We start from the raw sequence: 15,501 nt of genomic DNA, 5'->3' as shown, positions 1-15,501 counted from the left end.
AGCCAGTGCGTTGGACGGGTTTCCCGGCTCCCTCACTGGCGTTGCGCGTCCGGGTTTCCCGGCGCAAAACTTTTCAAGACAGAGGGGTTGGGGAGAGGTTCATCGAACTCACGTTAAGTTAATTGAGAAACAAACCACAATTGACAACAATTAATTAATCGGGCAGGGTTGTGATTGGTGTTGATATTAGTTGTAATTATTGTTTACCCCTGCTGCTACTTCTGAGTTTTCGCCTCCCTCAGATGAAGATGCTTTAGGTTCTACAACCCTTGGGGCCGTAACCTCAATATCAGCACCATTAATAATCACGCCCAACAATCCCAGTTCAGCTTCCATTAATTGATCGATCGCCTCACTTAACATATTTTCTTGTGTATAGTTTGGTCTGGCAACCAGTACTATGCCATCACTGTAAGGTTGAATTAATAAAGGATCGTTGGAATGGCTTAAAGGATGAGTATCTAAAATTACCAAATCGAACCGCTCTCTGACATCCTCCATCAAACGCCGGATTTCGCTAGATTCAATAACCGCAGCTGACTGACGTACAGGCCCAGGGCTAGGAATAATGTATAAATTCTCAACATCAGGAACTAAACGAATACAATCGCTCAAGCTGGCATAATAACGTAGCGGCTCGATAGTGGCATCGGGGTCGGGAGTAACTTTCAGAGATGCAGCGCGTGAAGGCGATCGCAAATCGGTTTCAATAATTAGGGTACGTTTGCCAGCACGTGCCGAAGCTATACCCAAATTGTAAGCACTGACTGTTTTGCCTTCTTGGCTACCAGTGCTAGCAATTAGCAATACTTTTAAGTTTTTACCCCCGAAACGGCGTAAATTACTGCGGAATTTTTCATAAAACTCCAAATAAGGAGAATCAGGGGAGAATAAAACTGGAACTATGTCTGGAGGTAAATCATCCACTGGCATTAAGGGCAATTCGCCCAGCAAAGCCACTTCTTTCTGTTTGAGGCTTTCGCGGATGTCTTCTTTGGTTTTGAACGTTCCCTCTAGAGAACCCAACAAGAATATCACTCCACCACCGACTAAAAATCCTAAGAAGCTACCAATAGCCAAGGTTGCTGGTACACTCTTTGGTTTTTTGAGTTCGGGAATAATGCTTGGAGGACGAGCAACAGTCAAGCTACTAACAGTTTCTGCTTCTGCGGTTCTAGAGTCTGTCAGTTTAGCTTGCATTTGGTCATAAACTGCTTTTTTGAGTGCTACCTCTTGTTCTAAGCGCGATCGCTCTAATTGCTTGTTGGGTATTAAAGAATACTCTTGACGCAACCGTGATTCTTCGCGGATTTGTTGCGCTAATTGTTGTTGCAGCGTCTCCCGTTGGGTTTGCAACGTCACCATTTGATTAGCCAAACCTTGTCGTGCAGGATCTAAGTTGCTTTGGGCGCGAATACCCGAAACATCACGCGCTAGAGGCGCAGCCGTACCTCCACCGCCAACAACTTCTGCTGCACGTTGTTGAATTAATTCTTCTGTTGCTTGTTTTTGACGTTGCAACTGAATCATGGTCGGGTGTTCAGGTCGCAAGTCTTGACGCAGCAAAGCGATTTGTGATTCGGCTTGATAAAGTTGCGATCGCAGTTGTGTCAAAATGGGGTCAGCACTTAAAGCCGAAGAAACATAAGCTCGATCAACATCCAAACCCAACTTTGCTTGTAAACTGCGAAGTTGAGCATCAACACCAGCGATATTTAATTGAATTTGTCGTTGCTGGTTTTGGCTAGCAGTTATTGCCGCTAATAAACTACCATTCTCTGCTGATAATATTGCAGGTCGTTCGCGGCGATCATATTGTTCTAATTTTTTCTCTGCTGTTTGTAATTCCAACCGAACCTGTGGCACACGTTCGTTAATCTTTTTAATAATTGCTGTTAATCGCCCCGTATTGATCTCACCACTCAGCTTAATCATGGCTTGCATCAATTCCTGAACTACCTCTTTGGCACGTTTAACATCAGTATCTTTATATTTCAACTCAATTAGTGTGGATACTGGTTCTCCGGGTTTGGCTTTTTCTGGTAATTTCAGAGCCACATTTGTACCAATAGTTTTTGGTTTGATATTCAGCTTAGTAGCTACAGTTTCAATGATTTGATCAGAAAGCAAAGCCCCCTCGCTTAATTCCTGGCCTTGTTGCTGAATCTCATTTCCAGTGGCAGAAAATGAAACTGGTGGACGAGTGTAAGTGAGTGCGCCATCTGCTACATAGTTAGTCGGTGGCTCTGGCTGTATAGCCACCACCGTTGACCCTGCAACAATTAAAGCAAAACTAGCTAGTCCAATCCATTTGTACTTCTCGAAAGCAATCAGATAACGCTTAACAATTGGTGGGGTCATAGCAGAGGCATATAGAAAGCAAAACAGTAGTAGTTAATATTTAATGGTCAACGGTTAATAGCTAATAGTCAATGATTATTTGTTATCTGTGTTGAGCAATTTTTAATGAATTAATCTTTCTTTTCTTTAAGTAACATAAATTACCTTGAACCACCACCCAAGAAATCAAAGAAGCGGAGAAAACTTTGAACATCAAAGAATGGGCGAGTAACAGTACTAAAGATATTAGTAATTCTAGTAATTAGATTACGCCCAACAACAATCACATCGTTATCTTGCAGAGGTACATTTTGCGAGATATCACCACTCAGAGCTTTTTTCGCATCTAGTTTTTGAGTTACGGCGCGGCCTTTTTCTTGGTCAAAGCGAACTAAAGCAATATCTCGGAGGTTAGCTGTATCTAAATTAATCCCTCCCAAAGCATCCACAAAACTACTGCCATTGGGCAAAGTTTGTGTTACCAAGCCGCCTGCGGCATAATTTAATACTCGGACTCGAATCTGTGGCACAGCCAAAGATGAACGAGCTATTAAATTGCGATCGTAACCATCATCATTGCCGACTTCCCGGCGTGGCACAATTACAGCATCACCATCTTGCAAGCGCAAATTCGGCACTGTGCCACCATTTTGTAATGCTGCATACAAATCAATATTTTGGGAAATTACTGAACCATCCATCAACTTGCGGCGTACTTGCACCTGTCGCAAGTCGGCGTTCATTGTCGAACCACCAGCTATCAGTAAAGCATCAGCAACCCTTGGTGTTGATGAACCAACAGGATAGATACCTGGGCGAAACACTTCCCCGCTAATTGTAACTTGTACAGGTCGTGGTGTAACTAGAGATACGGCGATCGCTGGCTCGGTAATAATCTTGCTTAAACTCAAGCGAATTTTTTCTTGGGCTTCGGCTAAACTCAAGCCTTGTATCGATATGACTCCTACTTGTGGCACCACAATAGTTCCTTCTGGGCTAATTTGAGCTTGAAAACTCAAATCAGGACGCACCCCAGTCAAAGACAAAACAATTACAGGATTAATTACATAACGATTCAGTAAAAAGCGAATTTTTTCCTGTGCCTCTTGCAACGTTAAACCTTGGAGTGAAACCGTGCCTAGTAATGGCACTATAATGTTACCTTCTGGATTGATCGAAGCTTGAAAACTTAAATCTGGAAAGCGTTGAACTACGACGCTAATAGCATCTCCCGGCCCTAAGCGATAAGCACCAGTAGGGCGTTGAAACACAACACCAATGATATCTCCAGGGCCTAAAAGATAACGGGTGAGTTGGGAGGATGCGCCATTTTCAGGAGGTACAGTGTCAGCGTTAGGCGGCGGTGAAGGAGGCTGTAGCGGCAGTACATCAGCAGAATTTGCGGGTGGTTGCGGAAGCAATAGCCCTGGCGATGTTTTTAAAGATGGCAAAGGTTGAGCCACAACAGGTTGGACAGTGTTAATTAAGAAAACACCTGCCTGAATACTCACAAAACACAGGGTGCTAAATGCACGCACATAATAATGGGAAGCTAGGAACATTAGTGCAGTAAAGCTGACTTCATAATTTGTTACACCGCGTCGTTATTTTACTCTGAAAATCACTTTTATGTATTTTGTTGATTAACAGAATTACTCACGGATGTTAATTTCCGACAAATTTAAGCATATATACTTATAAACTTCTTATAGAGGTTTTGCCATCAATGTAGTTTGTACTGTTTCACCCAAAGACTGAGCCAAAGGCCAAGTAGTTTCAACTTTGCCTAAAGGTTCCATTGGTAACATAATACTAACCGCTACCCAAGGAACACGATGTTTTCGTAACTGTGCCAATTGATCGGCTACGAACCAACGTAAAGGTAATGGATCTCCGCCATTGGCAAAAGCATACCACTGTAAAACAGCAAAGGTATCTTGTTGTGTAGAAGCTCGAAAAAATTTAGCTTTTACTGGGATTTCGGAACTTGAACCGGAATTTGCGGGCTGTTTGACCTTAAATTCAACAATACCTTCTTGGGCTAGATCCCATTTCCCCCAGCGAGACTTTCCCCAGCCATTAATTTCTGTCCACTCCACTTCAGGTTGGTCTCGCGGGCCATTTTGTGGCAATAACAGCAGTATCGCTTGGGTTTGGGAAGTTGCTTGTTTCAGGATTTGTAACGACCATTTATGTTCGCCAACTAGTTGTTGAGATTGTTCAACTGTTTGCCACCCAGGAATGGTTAATCCAGTTTCACGTATTTTTCTTAATTCCTTGAGGGTGGTGACAGGTGGCGGCTGTTTCCATTGCCAACGTCCTGTCAAGTATCCGGGAACCCCTCCTATTCCTAAAAGCAGTAGTAATAAGACAAGTACTACTACATAAGACAATTGTTTTTCTTTGAGAACCTTAGATAAGGAGAGCATTAGTAAAATTTGGAATAGTTACGCAAAATTTTACTTAAAAATTGACACTCTGAGTTCAGTAAAAGTAGCAATTTATGCTAACAAGAATTTGTCAAAGATAGGCTCAAGCTGTTTGTAAAGCTATATAAAGCAAAGATTTTAACTGGATGAATTACCTGATATTAGAATCGCAATAAACAGCAAAATGGTCGAAGAGTTCGCGGTGCAGGAAGCGGTAACGCCCACCCACGCGCAAGAGTAAACGTCGCTCGACACAGTAGTTGAGGAATTGAGCAAAATTCCAGGGTATTGTGCCACTGCGCCAAAGGACAAGGCGTAGGCAAAAGTGCTGTAAGCAAGCAGCTCCGCCACCGAAGAAAAAGCCGAAAAATAGGTTGATAAATAACCCGGAAAATAGCAGTGATAGCCAATCATGGGGTGAGTTAGCAAAACTAGTTAATCCAAGCCCGTTATTGCCTTGGGCTACTGTGCGAGCTACTAAATCTACCATCACCAAAATCAAGCCGCCAGGGACATAGGTCAAACCAGTTGTCCATAGCATACTCTGCAATGAGTTCCAGATGCCTTGATTAGGGCGCGATCGAATCTTTAACTCCGCCTTCAGCCCTCTAATTAACCCAATAATCAACCCGATAATCAGCCCGATAATTAGTCCAAAAACTAGCCCGTCAATCAAAGCGGAAGTCAGCCCAAAAACTAGATCGTAAATCAGCCCGAAAATCACGCCTGAAATCACGCCATATAGCAACCTATCTAAAATTTTATGGATGACTGCACGAGATATTGAAATTTTGAATGCTTCTACGGGTTCAATTTTATTTACCCCTCCCAGCATCCCGATAATCAGCCCGACAATTAGCCCGACAATTAGCCCTGTAACCCCTACCAACAGCCCTCCCAGCACCCCTGTCAACCTGCCAATCAGCACGACAATCAATCCTAAAAGCCCGCCACTCAGCGCAATCATTAGCCGATAGCGACGCTGTAAGAGTACAGACTCAATCCAAGTCGGCTGCATTTGCTCAATCAGTAATTCCACTGTATTGTGACGTTGCAACTGCCTTGCTAGCCAACTTAAAGTCTTGCGAGTTTCCTGCCAACCGGGTTCTGCTTCTACTGTTTTGTATGCCCATTTGCCCCATTCCTTCTCTTTGAGGCGTTCTTGCTCACGGGTATCTATCGACAACTGACGATCAATATACTTTTCCAACAAGTCTGCTTTGTTGTCAATTGCCTGCTGTGGGTTATACACATCAACCACCAACTTCAGGAACAATGGTACTCGCAACAAACCTGGCTCGTTTTCTGAGGTTGGTTTTAGCAGATTTCCTAGATGTGGATTATCCTCAAACACTGACCATAATTCCGAGCGTTGCAAACTATGAAGATAATCTTGAATTTGTGAGTCAGATAAAGACTGGAGACACACTGCACCTCTAAATGTTTTCAGTTTGAGGTTTACCGCCTCAAACTCCTTCAGACGGCAACAAACTACAACATGGGGATAATGACGGGCGAATTCATTAAGTTTGATGGTGCATTTCTTTTGTCTTTCCAGCCCCAATTCATCCAACCCATCCAACAAAGGTAATAAAACTCGTTGCTCTAGCCATCGCTCATAAATTTTATATTGGCGTTCTCCCCCGTGTAGTTCATAAAGTTGCTCAACCAACCATTCTTCAATGCTTTGGTGATCATCTTGCCAAGTCGAAAGCTCAAATAATATAGGAATTACAGTTTTTTCATTTTGCAGCGCACCACACACCAACTGCTCTGCTAAACTCAACAGTGCTGTGGTTTTACCTGTTGCTGGCGCACCTAAAATCAACAGTTTTCCTTGAATATCATCGCGCCCAAAAGTCTCAATCAGCAGTTTATTAGCATCAATCGTGCCGCAAACTTCGCCATCAATATGCAAATTGCGACTTACCCAAGATGACTGTTCTGCAAAAGAGACATTCATCGAATTTCGCTTAATTCCCAAAGTATCAGCCAAGCGTTGACGGATATCAGGCAACTGCTTCTCTTTCAGCAACCTTTTTCCCCATTCCCAATTAACCTGGGGTGGCTCTGGTTGAGCAAACATCCCCAAGATAATATTATTGATTGTGACTTGGTTATCTTGACTATTTTGAAAACTAACTGCGTCCCGATTTGCCTGGGTCTGCTGAACTTGACTATTCTGAAGTGAACTATGCCCAATATCTTGATTCTGCCCCATCACTCACGCTCAATAAAAATCTCTACATAACGATGAGTTTTGCTGCCACTCCTAACCAAGGGGCAATGGCTTGAAAAACTTCTTGTCCACTTTGCCACAAGCTTTTTCCGGCTTCTGTGGTTTGTTTCATGGTTGTCAGAGTTTCACTCACTGGTTTGAGGTATTGTCCGACTAAATCTTTATTCACCCCATCTTTTGCTGCTTCACGTTTGGCGGGACGTATATAGTCCAGCAGTTCATCTTTTTCATTTTGAGCCAAGGATGCAGCTTTAATAGCTATTTCCAAATTTTCTAATTGCTTGACTACATCTGTGTTAGTTATTTGTTGCTGTGTGTCCAGCTTGCCTGATTGACTTTGCTGGAGATTACCCACCGCTTGTCCTTGTTGAATCACACCCCCAGTTACAGTTACACCGCTCATACTTTGTGATTGGCTGGGTTGTTCTGGTTGTTTTTTACCAAACATAAATTTTTCCTTAGTTTTGCTCGTTTATAGATTCTGATATCGGTTCTGAAATTTCTGGAACTGCTGAAAAATTGTCGTTCATCCAGTTGAGTAATGGCACTAGTAATAACAACATACAAGCAGAGTAAACATCGCCACCCCAACTGTCATGTAACCACTTAAAAGCTGCTTCATTACCTGTACCGTGGAAGTAACTGAGGAAAGTGTTACGAATGATATTGGCAATAATACTAATCACAACAGCAATAGATAAAAACCAAGCACTAATACGGCGTGAAGCTAACCCCCCAGTCCAATACAGCAGCATCAAGCCGACGTAAAGCGTAGTAAACAACATTTTCAGCCCTGCACAATATGGTGCTACTTCTACAATTCGTCCGCCTACATAAATGTTGATTTCATCAACAACAACTGGCATTCCTAATTGATTGAGGATGAAACCCGCAGTACCAGCAATAAAGCTTTGTAGAGGTAAGGTGTAAGGAACCAATAAGTAGGGTAGGAAAGTTGGAGTTGCCAAAAATACCAGCAGTAATGCAAATCCTTGTAATCGCAAGCCGGCTATGCCCTTAAACCACAAGCACAATCCTGCCAGAATCATAGGTAAAGAAAGATTCACCCACTCGGCAATACCGCTAAGATAAAATATTCCCCCAACTACAAGCAAAACAGCACCCACAGGATGGGTGCTATCTGGTAAACGTTGCCATTGTTTACGGTTCAGCCAAGTCAGGTAAGCGGCAAATGGTAGTCCAATAATACCGTGGCTAAAATATTCATGTTCTATGCTGATGCTTTTGTTCAGCCAACCATCTAGCCAGTGCAGCAACACAGGAGCATACAACAATCCTAAAACGCCTAAAATTGCTATGCTCAGTAATTGCTGTTTGCTTCTGATTTGAATATGTTGCGGTAGTGCCATGAGTATAAGCAATTTAAATGAATGAAACAGTACTCAATTGTTTTGTTACTGACCACTGGTAACACATGAAATAATGTCATGAAAAAGAAATTTATAGCAACCCGTGTAGGATATTCAAACAAATCTATTGCCTATTGCCTGACCTCACCAGTAGTTTGTAAATCAAATAGGATTGCTATATAACAACTGTTAGCCATTAATAATTGCTGTAATTTCACCTACGACTTCTTGAATTTGGTTACTACTTAAACCAGGATACATAGGTAAAGATAAAATTTGCTGGGCAAGCTTTTCTGCTTGCGGGAAGTCTCCCTGTTGATAGCCCAGGTAAGTGTATGCAGGTTGCAGATGGCAAGGAATTGGGTAGTGAATACCTGTTTGAATTCCGGCTGCTAGGAGTTTCTCTTGAATTTGCTGGCGTTCGAGGCGGCAAGACTGATCAATTTTGATGACATACAGATGATAGACGTGTCCGGTATTGCTATGATTTTTTAGAGGAATGATGCCAGCAGTTTTCAGGGGTGCTAATCCAGTATCGTACTGCCGTGCAGTAGTCAGGCGATCGCCATTCCACTGCGATAAATAGGGAAGCTTTGCCAATAAGATGGCAGCTTGCAAGGTATCCAAGCGACTATTTGTACCAGGTTCTTCATGTACATACTTTTGCGATGCACCATAGTTACGCAAGCGGCGCATTTTTTGGGCTACCTCTGAATCTCTTGTTAGTAGAATTCCGCCATCACCAAATGCCCCTAAATTTTTACTGGGATAAAAGCTAAAAGCGGCAGCCACTCCTACAGAACCAGCTTTGTAACCTTCCCGTTGGGCTAGGTGTGCTTGGGCTGCATCTTCAAAAATAAATAGTTTGTGGGTAGTAGCAAAATCTAACAACTGCTTTGGTGATACCATCTGCCCATAAAGATGTACCGGGATGATGGCTTTAGTTTTGGAAGTAACTACCTTAGCTGCTGCTTCTAAATCAATTAATGCTGTATCCGGATCGCAATCAACAAGAATTGGTTTAGCACCTACACGTAACACGCCAATGAGTGTGGCGACAAAAGTGTTGGCTGGGAGAATCACTTCATCACCAATGCCGATATTACAAGCTTGCAAACCTAGAGCGATCGCATCAGTTCCGCACGCTACACCTACACCATATTCTGCACCCGATGCTGCGGCAAAAGCTATCTCAAAATCGGCAACAGCTTGACCTAAAATAAAATCGCCTTTATTTAAAACACCATTGATCGCTTTTTCTAATTGATTTTGAATTGCTTGATGTTGGAAGTTAAGGTCTACAAAAGGAACTCTCACAGCCATTCTATTCATTACTATTTATCCTTAAAAATTAAATATTCAATTTGCTTGGAAATGCTAATAAAAGTTGACACATCAAGATTTACCTATGAGTAAATTCATCTCATAAACTCTAGGTTAATTTTGCTTTTACTTAATTTAATTCATTTTAATAATAACCTCAAAAAATTTGCTTTTATTCCTCAAATATCCGTTTTTCTACTTAAAATAGATTATTTTTCAATGCACAGAAATTCTCAGTAAACAAAAATTGCATCAACACGCATAAAATTATTATTTTTATTCAGAGTATAAATTAAACATAGCAAATAGCTTTTATACCAAACTTAAACGTATATTACCCTGAGCAAAGACTAAACTAACGTAGTTTTCGAGAAAACCCTGAGTCATATGTTTATCAGAGTACTTCACTAGATTTACGGCAAGGATATAAAATTTTTGTCCAATTATTGTTTGTCGGAGGCAAAATTGGGGAATGCTTAAAAATAGTAAATCATAACCCTGAAACCGGGGTTATATAAATTACAGTATCGAGGAATTATCAAGGTAGTGGTGGCAATGGTAGAGCCTGAAAATAAATTATTCGGTCTTAAGGATGGTTGGGCTTCTCAGGAAACCAGGGAACAGCAACGTCTCAAAATACTGTCAGAGTTAGGTTTACGACAGCCAGAAACAATACCAGTATTTGAAGAAGCCACTCAAACAGCTGCCCATTTTTTAGAAGCACCTATTTCCATTTTGGGATTTGTAGATCAAGAACGTCACTGGTTCAAGTCAGCTGTAGGTTTATCTAGACTGGGATTGATGAACCAATTAGCCCAAAGTCGTCAGTTGTTGCGTCACGAATCTTTCTGCACTCAAGTAGTAGAAACTTGTAGAGAAATAGTAATTAATGATACGCAAAAATATAGTAATTCTACTTTAGCAATTAGTAAGTTAGTGCAGGATTATGGCATTCGTGCTTACTTGGGAGTACCACTGATTGATTCATCAGGTCATTGTTTGGGTGCTTTGGCAGTAATGGATTTAGTGCCGCGAGAATTTAAAAATCGAGATATTGAGCTTCTACAAATCATAGCTCGTTGGAGCATGAGTGAATTTGAGCGCAATCGACTGCTACAAACTAAACCAGAAAAAAGCAATCAGAAAAGTGTTGCAAGTTTGTTACTCAATAACGAACCTACCACTAACACCAAAACTAGCCCATCCAATTCAGAAAAAGAACCACTTTCTACTAAGCAATTAAAGTTAGAACTGTTGGAACAACTTACTCACGAGTTACGCACTCCCTTGACTTCGGTATTAGGGATGGCTAGCGTTTTAGGGCGAGAAATTTATGGGCCTTTAACAACTAAGCAAAGAGAATATGTTGAGATTATCCAACACAGTGGCCGTTATTTACTTTCTTTAGTTAACGAAATTACCGAACTAGGAACTGTAAATGATAACTCCAATGTGCTGAACTTGGCTCCGGTAGATATTGAAATGCTATGTCAACAAGCTATCAATAGCCTAGAAGAGCCAGCTAACCGCCGTGAGCAAGATATCCGCCTGTCGATAGAACCCGGCCGTGGTCGCATTTGGCCTTTAGATAAAGATAAAGTGCGGCAAATACTTTACCACATGGTTTTCAGCGTCATTCAATTTTCTGCTACGGGCAGCATTGTCAGGATTCATGTTTCTTATAAAGAAAGTACTCTCAACATTACTGTTTGGGTTTCACATCCCTGGTTAGGAGATGGTATTACTGAGGTTGACCCCTATTTTCGTCTTCATCCCCCATCTCTATTGGAACTGAGCAATGAAGCAGGGTTTTATAATCCTTATCCAGACTTTTTTGAGGAATCAGGCAGCCTACCAGTAGCAGTAGAACAGTCACCAACCCTAACTGATTCTTACTCAGATTTATCTCTTATCAGTTCTGAAATAGATTTAGCTAAGGGTAATGGTAGTTTGTCACGCGAAAGTTTAGGTTTGTTGTTGAGTTATCAACTGGCAGAATTGCATGGTGGACAAATTTCGATCCAAGGTTCACCAGAATCAGGACACCGCTATGTACTATCTCTGCCTATACAAATGCCTACTAGCTCTGAAGACAGCGAAGTTTAATTCAGATGTTAGCTGTTTATAACTACCCGCATTATCATTAAGTGCAAGTTCTGCTTGTGCAGATCTGCTAATTGATTGCAGCGTGTTTTATGAATTTAGTCTGGCAACGATTTACTTTATCTGATTTACCGCTCAAAGAATATCTTGCAACTAGCTACCTACGCCGTTTTTCTGTTGGTTTGCTCAACTCATGGCGGCAAAGCAGCATCTTGATACAGTGGGGAGATATAATAGCAGCTGCTTTAATGAGCTTAGTTTATGCTCTTGCTCCTTTTGTATCGAGTACATTGGTTGGGGTGCTGCTGATAGCTTGTGTAGGTTTTTGGCTGTTGTTGACTTTATCTGATGAACGAGTCCCAGCCAATGCGCCGTTATTTACACCTATTCACTTGTTGGTATTGCTTTATTGGGGAGTAGCTGTTGTCGCTACGGCATTATCACCAGTAAAAAAGGCTGCATTGAACGACCTGGCAACATTAACGCTTTATTTGTTATTGTTTGCCCTTTGTGCGCGGGTACTCAGGTCATCGCGTATTCGATCTTGGATAATTACGCTTTATTTATTAGTATCGCTAATTGTCAGTGTCTATGGATTACGGCAGTGGTTTTTTGGTGCTGCACAGCTGGCAACTTGGGTAGACCCAGCATCGCCTCTGTCTAAAACTACTAGAGTTTATAGTTATTTAGGTAATCCTAATTTATTAGCTGGGTATTTAATGCCAGCTGTTATTTTAAGCTTAGTCGCAATTTTCGCTTGGCAAAGTTGGGCCAAAAAAGCTTTGGCATTGACAATGCTGGTGGTGAATAGTGCCTGTTTGGTTTTGACTTTTAGCCGTGGTGGTTGGATAGGATTATTAGTTGCAGTTTTCACCGCAATGGCGTTGTTACTTTATTGGTTAAGTGTGCAAATGCCTCCTTTTTGGCGCACTTGGGCATTGCCAATACTTTTAGGAGGCCTGTTGGGATTATTGGTTTTAGCAGTATTATTTGTGGAGCCAGTACGTCTGCGGGTTTTTAGTATTTTTGCCGATCGCCAAGATAGCAGTAATAATTTCCGCCGCAATGTTTGGGATGCTGTGTTTGAGATGATCGGCGATCGCCCGATTATCGGTATTGGCCCTGGTCACAACTCGTTTAATAAAGTCTACCCCCTATATCAGCGTCCCCGTTATAGTGCTTTGAGTGCTTACTCAATTTTGCTGGAGGTAGCGGTAGAAACAGGTTTTGTCGGTTTAGCTTGTTTCCTGTGGCTGATAGTAGTAACCTTTAATACAGCATTTTTACAACTGCGGAGATTACGAGAATCGAGAAATATCCAGGGATTTTGGTTAATTGGGGCTTTTGCTAGTCTGTTGGGTATGTTAGCTCATGGCACAGTAGATACAATCTGGTTTCGCCCGGAGGTAAACACCCTTTGGTGGCTAATGGTGGCCTTAATTGCTAGTTACTGGACTCCCGTAAATCAAGTTAACTCAACTAACCAAGAGTTGGCCGCAAATTAACCTGGGATGGGAAGGGCAAGGTTTTAAATTCAACTTGCCCATTTCAAACACTGAGAACACAAAAGTTCCTTTGTTTACTTTTTTGACATTCTAGCTGTTTGCACTACTCTCTATAGCTTGTAGCACCAGGGGCGCTAGGGTCACGGTAACGGGTTGGCTCGTCGTCACGTTTTTTACCAGCTAAACCAGCTAAACCAGCTAAACCCAGTAATCCTAGCCAGCCCCAGTCAAAATCATTACGATCAGCAGTATTGTAAGTTGTTGTGCTTTGGGGTGTATTAGTGGTTGTGGAAGTACTGTTGTCTTGAGCTTGTGCAGATACGGTAAAAGGCAATATTGCCATCCCTAAAGAAAGTAAGCCAGCACCAACAGCATTGGTAAAATTAAGTTTCATGATGAATTTTCCTTGTTGCTTGCAAAGTTACTCACCACTCTATCCATTCCCAACGTGACCAGAATCAATCTGTAGCTATAAACTAGGCTATCTCTTAACTCACGCTGAGGGTATATAGTCTAGGGAGTTGGGAGTAGTGAGTAGGGGAGTAGGCAAGCAGAGGAGAGTAACAAATGAAAAATGATTATTGATTAAAAATTTTTCATTGCTCTTTGCATATTTCGTTGATCATCACGGCGTTTGATATCTTCGCGCTTGTCATGAAGTTTTTTACCTTTGCCAAGGGCAATGCTCACTTTTACCCAGCCTCGCTTTAGGTACATCTTTAATGGTACCAATGTCAAACCTTGTTGTTCTACTTTGCCAATTAATTTGCGAATTTCCTGACGATGCAGCAATAGCTTACGTGTCCGGCGCGGTTCATGATTGAAATATTGACCACTAGCGTTATATGGTGAAATATGCACGTTGAGCAGCCATATTTCACCATCACGAATCAAACCATAACCATCTTGTAAATTTACTTTGCCAGCACGGATTGACTTAACTTCTGTTCCGGTCAACTGAACGCCAGCTTCATAGGTTTCCAAGATTTCATACAAATAACGGGCTTGACGGTTGTCACTAATAACTTTGTAACTGTCGCTCTTGTCACTCATTGATATTTTGATAACTTTAAATGTGTTGCAAAAATCGTTTAGACTAGCTTGTGAATTTATAGAGGCATATTAAACCACTATAAATTAATTATTAGCTGAATATCAGTGTTATCCTATTAATCTAAAAATGTTTTTTGCTGTAAACGCTGCGGCATTATCATCGTTAAAGTCAATATTATTCACACTATGGTAGTAATTAGTTTGCATCAATGGTAGGTTGTTAAGAATTACAAAAGTATCTATCCTTTACATACACTAGCTATTGAACCTGCGTTAAACTTCTTGAGCCACTCCTAATGATTTAAGATTTTCTTTATAAATTAACTATCGAGCAGTCATTAGCTGGTAATCCTGTCATAGTATGAAACATAAGAAGACTATTATTGTCTGTGTTCGCTGAAAACACTCGTAGAAGCAAATTTATAAGTAACCAAAATGCTAGGGGTGTACTGTTCATGCCCTTGACGATCCTTGTGGTGGATGACGACCTGGGCACTCGTCTGTCTATTAGCGATTATCTTGAACTGTCTGGCTACTCAGTGATTACGGCTAATGACGGTCAAGAGGCTTTGGCAATGGTAGAAGAGTACCATCCTGATTTAATTGTCACTGATATTGTTATGCCACGGATGAACGGCTATGAACTGGTACGCAGGGTGCGCCAACAGCCAGGATTTCGTTTATTGCCTGTAATTTTGTTAACAGCACGTACTAAAACCCAAGAGAGAATTCTGGGCTATCAGTCGGGGTGTGATTTATATTTACCCAAGCCGTTTGAGTTGGAAGAGTTAGCCGCCGCTATTCGCAATTTGTTAGAGCGATCGCAAATTATTCAATCTGAGTACCGCGTTTCTCAAAAAGAAAATTTAGGTACTTCCACCCCAACAGCAGTAGAAGCCCATAACTCTATATTTACTCATCTAGAAAAACCTGAGTTGTTCTCATCCCTAACTACCAGAGAACAAGAAGTTCTCGAACTGCTGACTCACGGCCTGTCGAATGTCGAAATGGGTCAACAGTTACACCTGAGTCCGAGAACAGTAGAAAAGTACGTTAGCAGTTTATTAAGAAAAACCGCCACCAGTAACCGGGCTGAACTGGTACGGTTTGCAATTAAACATGGTTTAGTTGAATAGCTA

The 15,501-nt window shown here is 41.6% G+C and carries 12 protein-coding genes; 3 read left to right on the top strand and 9 right to left on the bottom strand.

Annotated elements, in window-relative coordinates; all coding sequences use genetic code 11:
- Nucleotides 1-186: 186 nt before the first annotated feature.
- From H6G76_RS27945 to H6G76_RS27915, 7 genes are all read right to left on the bottom strand, one after another.
- The gene (locus H6G76_RS27945; RefSeq protein ID WP_190708422.1) at nucleotides 187-2,361 is read right to left on the bottom strand and encodes a polysaccharide biosynthesis tyrosine autokinase; all 2,175 of its coding nucleotides are present in this window, start codon (nucleotides 2,359-2,361) and stop codon (nucleotides 187-189) included.
- A gap of 140 nt (nucleotides 2,362-2,501) precedes the next feature.
- The gene (locus H6G76_RS27940; protein ID WP_190708420.1) at nucleotides 2,502-3,902 is read right to left on the bottom strand and encodes a polysaccharide biosynthesis/export family protein; all 1,401 of its coding nucleotides are present in this window, start codon (nucleotides 3,900-3,902) and stop codon (nucleotides 2,502-2,504) included.
- A gap of 144 nt (nucleotides 3,903-4,046) precedes the next feature.
- A complete protein-coding gene (locus tag H6G76_RS27935) occupies nucleotides 4,047-4,769 on the bottom strand; it encodes a cyanoexosortase B system-associated protein (RefSeq protein ID WP_190708418.1) in 723 nt (240 codons plus the stop codon).
- A 151-nt stretch (nucleotides 4,770-4,920) separates the two neighbouring features.
- Entirely contained in the window at nucleotides 4,921-6,990 is a 2,070-nt protein-coding gene (locus tag H6G76_RS27930) for an NACHT domain-containing NTPase (protein ID WP_190708416.1), read from the bottom strand.
- A gap of 22 nt (nucleotides 6,991-7,012) precedes the next feature.
- The gene (locus H6G76_RS27925) at nucleotides 7,013-7,456 is read right to left on the bottom strand and encodes a hypothetical protein (protein ID WP_190708414.1); all 444 of its coding nucleotides are present in this window, start codon (nucleotides 7,454-7,456) and stop codon (nucleotides 7,013-7,015) included.
- A gap of 10 nt (nucleotides 7,457-7,466) precedes the next feature.
- Nucleotides 7,467-8,378, bottom strand: coding sequence for a cyanoexosortase B (gene crtB / locus H6G76_RS27920; RefSeq protein ID WP_190708412.1), 912 nt, complete (start codon nucleotides 8,376-8,378; stop codon nucleotides 7,467-7,469).
- Between the two features lie 189 nt (nucleotides 8,379-8,567).
- On the bottom strand, nucleotides 8,568-9,701 hold the full coding sequence (locus tag H6G76_RS27915; protein WP_397333841.1) for a DegT/DnrJ/EryC1/StrS family aminotransferase: 1,134 nt from the start codon (nucleotides 9,699-9,701) through the stop codon (nucleotides 8,568-8,570).
- A 555-nt stretch (nucleotides 9,702-10,256) separates the two neighbouring features.
- Here H6G76_RS27915 and H6G76_RS27910 point away from each other — a divergent pair.
- Complete coding sequence (locus tag H6G76_RS27910; protein ID WP_190708408.1) at nucleotides 10,257-11,807, top strand: GAF domain-containing sensor histidine kinase; 1,551 nt, start codon at nucleotides 10,257-10,259, stop codon at nucleotides 11,805-11,807.
- Nucleotides 11,808-11,896: 89 nt separating this feature from the next.
- Nucleotides 11,897-13,309 (top strand): IctB family putative bicarbonate transporter, encoded by a 1,413-nt coding sequence (locus H6G76_RS27905; protein ID WP_190708406.1) that lies wholly within the window; start codon nucleotides 11,897-11,899, stop codon nucleotides 13,307-13,309.
- 103 nt (nucleotides 13,310-13,412) lie between these two features.
- On the opposite strand, the gene H6G76_RS27900 is transcribed toward H6G76_RS27905, so the two are convergent.
- Both H6G76_RS27900 and smpB read right to left on the bottom strand, forming a co-directional pair.
- Complete coding sequence (locus tag H6G76_RS27900) at nucleotides 13,413-13,703, bottom strand: WGxxGxxG family protein (RefSeq protein WP_190708404.1); 291 nt, start codon at nucleotides 13,701-13,703, stop codon at nucleotides 13,413-13,415.
- A gap of 191 nt (nucleotides 13,704-13,894) precedes the next feature.
- Complete coding sequence (smpB, locus tag H6G76_RS27895) at nucleotides 13,895-14,362, bottom strand: SsrA-binding protein SmpB (RefSeq protein WP_190708402.1); 468 nt, start codon at nucleotides 14,360-14,362, stop codon at nucleotides 13,895-13,897.
- Nucleotides 14,363-14,817: 455 nt separating this feature from the next.
- Between smpB and H6G76_RS27890 the strand changes: the two genes are divergently transcribed.
- Nucleotides 14,818-15,498, top strand: coding sequence for a response regulator transcription factor (locus H6G76_RS27890; protein ID WP_190708400.1), 681 nt, complete (start codon nucleotides 14,818-14,820; stop codon nucleotides 15,496-15,498).
- Nucleotides 15,499-15,501 lie beyond the last annotated feature (3 nt).

It is taken from the genome of Nostoc sp. FACHB-152, assembly GCF_014697475.1.
Taxonomy (GTDB): domain Bacteria; phylum Cyanobacteriota; class Cyanobacteriia; order Cyanobacteriales; family Nostocaceae; genus Nostoc_B.
Note: the sequence above shows the minus strand (reverse complement) of the source record. Positions and strands in the feature narration are given on the sequence as shown.